Source organism: Actinacidiphila sp. bgisy167, assembly GCF_965342175.1.
Lineage (GTDB): Bacteria > Actinomycetota > Actinomycetes > Streptomycetales > Streptomycetaceae > Actinacidiphila.
Map to the genome: position 1 here is coordinate 1 of NZ_CBDRBL010000153.1, position 5934 is coordinate 5934.

The 5934-nt window shown below is 70.1% G+C and carries 2 protein-coding genes; both read right to left on the reverse strand.

Going from position 1 to position 5934, the window contains the following annotated elements:
• Window positions 1-411 precede the first annotated feature (411 nt).
• Window positions 412-4704, reverse strand: a complete 4293-nt coding sequence (locus ACRWND_RS30095) for a discoidin domain-containing protein (RefSeq protein WP_431955026.1) — start codon at window positions 4702-4704, stop codon at window positions 412-414.
• Between the two features lie 241 nt (window positions 4705-4945).
• Window positions 4946-5934: AI-2E family transporter (locus tag ACRWND_RS30100; protein ID WP_431955028.1), on the reverse strand; the 989-nt coding region annotated here is incomplete at its 5' end.

Below are 5934 nucleotides of genomic sequence, written 5' to 3' on the forward strand. Positions count from 1 at the left end.
CCGTCGTGCTGCGCGAGAACGGCGGCATGGAGCGCGAACCGGAGGCATGGGTGACCCTCCTCGGCCACGAGAATCTGCCGGGCCGCCCCCGGCCCGCCGACCTGACGGCACGTTGACTGCGGGACCGGGGAATCGACTGGTGGCCGTTCGCCGACCACGAGCTGGTGGTCGACCTCGTGTGCCGGGTCGGTGAGGACGGGCACTGGCACGGCCACTACGGCGTACGGGTCGACGCGGCCGCCCTGCGGCGGCTCGGACTTCACCCGGAACAGCCGGCCTCCGCCCCCGCCGATTCGCCCATACCGGTGTGGTGGGGGCCGTGGGCGCACGGCGGCGTCCGGCGGGGATGACGCAGCGCCGTGGTCCCGGCCGGAGAACCGGCCGGGACCACGGCGTTCGCGTGTTCCTCCGCTAAGGGCTGACGTTGATGGTGAAGGTGGAGGTCGTGTTCCGGATGTTCTCGTGGTTGTCGCTCATCCTGAGGTTGTTGAAGGTGACGGAGCCGACCGCCGGGCCCTGGCCCGCCTCCGGCATCTCGTTGGCCCACAGGCCCATGCCCGACTTGGCGTCGTAGGCGTCACCGCTGCGGTGGGCGCCGGTGATGGAGACGTCGGTGAAGATCGTGTCCTTGATCGGGTTCTGCGGCTGGCCGCCCACGTAGTTCGTCTGGAACATGATCCCGCTGTAGGTCGGGTCCACGATGTCCACGTCGCTGACGCGGATGCCCTGGAAGGCCTTCGAGGCGCTGAAGAGCCAGATGCCCGGGAAGGTCTGGCTGCCCCAGAAGTGCCCGCCGCAGCGGATCACCGAGATGTTCTGGAAGTTGGTCGGCTCGGTCCCGAAGCCGTTCATCGGATAGCCGAAGTCCAGGGAGCTGATCGTGACGCCCGAGTAGACCAGGGTGTCCGCGACGAGGATGTTGCGGAAGGTGTTGGCGTAGCCGCCGTAGACGGCGACGCCCGCGGCCCGCCAGGTCAGCAGGGACGTCAGGTTCTCGTAGAGGTTGTTCTTCTCGTCCGCCCCGCCGGCGTCGATCGCCGAGAAGAGGGCGAAGCTGTCGTCACCGGTGGCACGGGCCTCGATGTTGTCCAGGTGGTTGTCCGTGCTGCCGTTGGTCATGTTGACGCCGTCGGCGAACGTGTTGCGGATCCTGGAGTTCTTGATGGTGACGTTGTCGGTGTTGGCGCCCCAGTAGAGGCAGACCGTGTGCTCGTTCCAGACGTTGTCGATGGTCATGTCGGCGACGTTCGCGAAGTCGAAGACCTTGCCGGGGCCGTCGATGCGGGAGGTGTAGTTGCCGAAGAAGGAGAAGCCCGAGAAGGTCGAGCCGTTGGCGGTGGAGTCGGCACGGAAGCCCGCGTCGGTGTTGGACTGGCCGACCGGCGTGTGGAAGCGGGTGTACCAGGGGCCCGCGCCGATGATCTTGACGGGCTTGCCGTAGACCTGGAACTTGCTGCCCGTCTCGTACTCGCCCGGCGGCAGGTAGACGCCCTTGAGGGTGCCGGTGGTGTCCATCCGGGCCTTGTCCAGGGCGTTCTGCACGTCCTGGTGGGTGAAGCCGGTCGGCGCGGTGTAGGCGGCCGGGTCGGGATTGGTGATCGGCGCGACCTGCTCGGTGTTGACGAAGTCGATCGCGTACCGGCTGCCGTTCGCGGCGTCCTTCTGCAGTTTGATCTTGGCCCCTGCCGGCACGGTCGTGCCGAGCATCATGTTGGCCTCGTCGTAGATGTGGCGGGGGCTGCCCTCGGCCGGGTTGTTGCCGGGGGCGGTCTCGCTGCCGTACAGCCAGGCGTACTTGGAGGTGAGGTCGATGGCCTTGAGGAAGCTGCCGTTGACGTAGACGTTCAGGGTGGAGTCGATGCCGCCGCCGCCCGGGGCGTCGGGGATGGAGTAGCGCACGACCAGGGTGTTGGTGCTGGCCCGGGTGGTGAACTCCACCGAGCTGCCCGTGCTGCTGAGGGTGACGGCCTTGCGGCCGGACGCCTCACCGGCCAGGTCGCCGACGGTGCGGTTGGGGCCGACCACGGCGGCGCTCCCACCGAGGACGCCGTCCTCCGCCTCGTACATGTCGTAGGGCATGTTGGCGCCGCGGCCGACGAAGAGCGACTGGGTGCTGGTGTTGTTCTGCTGCTTGACCGCGAGTTCGTTCGCGTCGGGCGCGATGACGGTCCTGACGGTGTACTTGCCGTCGGCGGCGGTCCAGGTGCCCAGTGAGACGGGGCTCGTGGTGCTGCCCGCGGCGATGGCGCCGTTGTAGGAGCCGGTCAGCGTCCTGACGACGGAGCCGGTGTCGGTGTCGGTGACGGTGACGGTGATGCCGTGGGAGCCGCCCGCCGAGGCGACCGTGCCCTGGTTCCTGATCGCCACCGAGAAGGTGACGGTGCTGCCCTTGGCCGGGTTGCCGGGCGACCAGCCGGTGGGCGAGGCGATCAGGTCGGAGCTGTCGACCGGCTTGACGACCAGCGGGGTCGGGCTGCTGTAGGCGTTGTCGGTGTCGTTCTGCTCGATGACGTCCCCGGACTCGTCGACCTTGGCGCCGAGCGGGTAGCTGCCCGCGTCCCGTACGCCGATGTTCGCCGTCACCGTGGTGGAGGCGCCGGCCGCCAGCGCGCCGACGGCGGCGGTGCCGACTTTGGTGGTGCCCAGGTAGAAGGTGACGTTCGTGGCGCCCGAGGCCAGCTCGCCGATGTTGCGCACGGTCGCGGAGAGGCTGATGGCGTCGGTCTCGACCGGTGCGCTCGGGGAGACGGACATGCCGGTGACGGTCATGTCCGGGTTCGGCGCCGGGGTGCCGATCACCTGGAACTCCGCCACCTGGCCCGCGCCCGCGCCGCTGTTGGCGGTGAACTGCAGCCGTACGTCGGCGACCCGGGCGCTGACCGGTATGGTCACCGTGTTGCCGGAAGAGGGGCTGAAGGTGTAGCCGGCGGCCGCCTTGAGGCTGCTGAAGCCGCTCGCTCCCTGCTCCCTGCCGAGCACCTGGACGGTCTGGGTGCGGGCGCCCCAGGCGCTGTCGGGGTTGAGCTTGAGGATGACCGAGGTGACGTCGGCGTTCGCCCCGAGGGAGACGGTCAGCGTGTTCGGGTAGCTGCCGCCGGCGCCCTCCCAGTAGGTGGTGACGCTGTTGTCGTTGGCGTTGGCCGCGACGAAGGCCTGGGTGCTGGACGAGGCCGTGATGGGCTTGCCCACGGCCATGTTGGAGCCGGTGCCGCCCGAGCCGTTGCGGGTGGCCGTGGCGCTGGCGACGCTTCTGTTGCCCGCGGCGTCCTTGGCCTTCACGTAGTACGAGACGGTCGCGGTGTCCGGCTGGCTGTCGGTGTAGGTGAGGGTGCTGCCCGACACCGTGGTGCGCAGGACCTCGTTGGCGTACACCTCGTAGCCGGTGACGCCGACGTTGTCGCTCGAGGCGGTCCAGCTCAGCTTGATCTGCCCGGAGCCGGGCTGGGCGAGGGTGAGGTCGCCGGGCTGGCTGGGCGCCTGCGTGTCGCCGCCGGAGCCCGTCCGGGTGACGGTGTCGCTGTTGCCGGAGACGTTGCCGGCCGCGTCCTTGGCCCGTACGAAGTAGCTGACGGTGGCGCCGTCGGGCTGGTTGTCGGTATAGGCGAGCGTGCTGCCGGAGACGCTGGTGCGCAGCTCCCCGTTCGCGTAGACGTCGTAGCCGGTGACGCCGACGTTGTCGGTGGCGGCGTTCCAGGTCAGCCGGATCTGGCCGGAGCCGGGCTCGGTGAAGGCCAGGCCGGTGGGCGCGTTCGGCGCGGTGGTGTCGCCGGTGGCCGGGCCGTAGACCTCCAGCTCCGACAGCTGCGCGGCGGCCCAGCCGGTGTTCGCGGTGATCTGGACGCGCAGGTAGCGGGTGGTCGTGCTGCTCAGGCTGATGGTGACGGTGTTGTTGTCGGACGGCCTGAAGGCGTAGTCGCGGGAGGCGACCAGGTCGCTGAAGGACGAGCCGTCGGTGCTGCCTCGCAGGGACAGCGTCTGCGTCCTCGCCTCCCATGAGGGCGGCAGCCTCAGCACCACCTTGCTGACCGCGACGGAGGACCCGAGGTCGGCCTGGACCCACTGCGGGAAGGAGCTCCCGGCGCTCTCCCAGTAGGTGCCCTGGTTGCCGTCGCCCGCGTTGGCGGCGACATAGGGCGCGTCGCCGCTGCTCGCGGTGAGGGTCCTGCCCCGGGCGAGGTTGTCGGTCGAGGTGGCGGAGCCGTGCACCTCGAGCTCGGAGACCTGGGCGGCGGGCCAGCCGGTGTTGGCGGTGATGGCCAGCCGAACGAACCGGGTGGGGGTGGCCGCGAAGCCGATGGTCACCGTGTTGCCCGAGCCGGGGCCGAAGTTCCGCGCGGCCGAGCCGGAGAGCGTGGCGAAGGTGGAACCGTCGGGGCTGCCCTGGACGGCGAACGTCTCGGTCCTGGCCTCCCAGGAGGCGGGGAGCCGGACGACGACCTGGTCGATGCTGGTACTGCTGCCCAGGTCGACCTGGACCCACTGCGGGAAGGAGCTCCCGGCGCTCTGCCAGTAGGTGTTCTGGTCGCCGTCGGTGATGTTGGCGACCCCGTACTCGGCGTGGGAGCTGCTCGCGGTGGCCGGGGCCCCCGCGGCGAGGTCGGGGCCGCCGGCGGCCGTGGCGGGCAGCGCGGACTGGCCGAGCAGCACGAGGCCGGCCGCGATCACCCCCGCGAGCAGCCGTCGGATGAACCGTTTCTCTGGCATGTCGTCCCTGTGCCTCTCGTCAGGTTGTTGAAGCCATGACATGGCGCTGACCACTCGGCTGGCACGCTGCGTATTTTTCATGCGTTGTTTGGTTAATTGCGCGGCTCGAAGTGATAGTTGCAGAGGCGCTTCCGGCCGTCTATGGTTCCGGCCGCGCTTTCAGTAGAGTTGGCAGGCGTTTGCGCTGGAGTGTCGTCCGTCCGACAGGGTGTTGCGGAAGCACCGCAAGAACTTGCGCTCCCTACTCCGTCGTGCGCAGCGCCTGGTACACCGACCAGAGGACGGAGACCAGGGGCACCGCCACCACCGCGCCGATCACCCCGGCGGCGATGGCCCCGCCGATCACGGTGAGCGCGACGACCACCGGATGCAGGCGGACCGCCCAGCTCATCACGAGCGGGTGCAGCACATGTCCCTCGATCTGGCCGATGAGGACGATCAGGCAGACGACGATCGCCGCCACGAGGGGGCCCTCGGCGGCCAGCGCCACCACGGCGGCCACCGCCAGGGCGATCGGCGAACCGATCAGCGGCACGAAGGCCGCGAAGAACTCCAGCAGCGCCAGCGGCAGCGCGAGCGGAACCCGGAGCAGGAACAGGGCGACCCCCACCAGGATCGCGTTCGTCGCCGCCACCAGGACGATCCCGCGCGTGTAGCCGGTGAACGTGCGCCACGCCGCACGGCCTGCCACGGCCACCCTGCCGCGGACCGCCCGCGGCAGCTGCCGGCAGAACCAGGACCACTGCCGGTCGCCCGAGTGCAGGAAGAAGACCGAGCAGAACAGGGCCAGCGCCAGGACCGTCAGCACCTCGACCAGGCGTCCGGCGCCGCTGAGCGCGGTGCTGATCAGGGTCGACCGGTGGTCGGAGAGCCACTTCCCGACCTTCGACTGCAGGTTGTCGAGCGCCTGCGGGTCGAGCCGGAACGGCGGGGCCTCCAGCCAGCGCTCGATACGGGTCAGCCCCGCGCCGAACTCGCGTTGCAGCCCCCCGCTCTCGGCGGCGACCACCTCACCGACCAGCGCCAGGACGCCGAACACGACCAGGATGCTGCCGACCAGCGAGACCGCCACGGCCGACGCCCGCGGGATCGCGCGGGCGAGCAGATCGGCCGGCGGCCGGAGCATGGCGGTGACGACCAGTCCCAGGAAGACGGCCACGGCGATCTCGTGGAACCGCCCCAGGACGGCGAACGCGGCGTAGACCACGGCCCCCACGACCAGCAGCCGCC

Bases quoted from the DNA above. Each gene is read 5' to 3' on its own strand.
- ACRWND_RS30095 (WP_431955026.1), bottom strand. From the start codon at position 4,704: ATGCCAGAGAAACGGTTCATCCGACGGCTGCTCGCGGGGGTGATCGCG.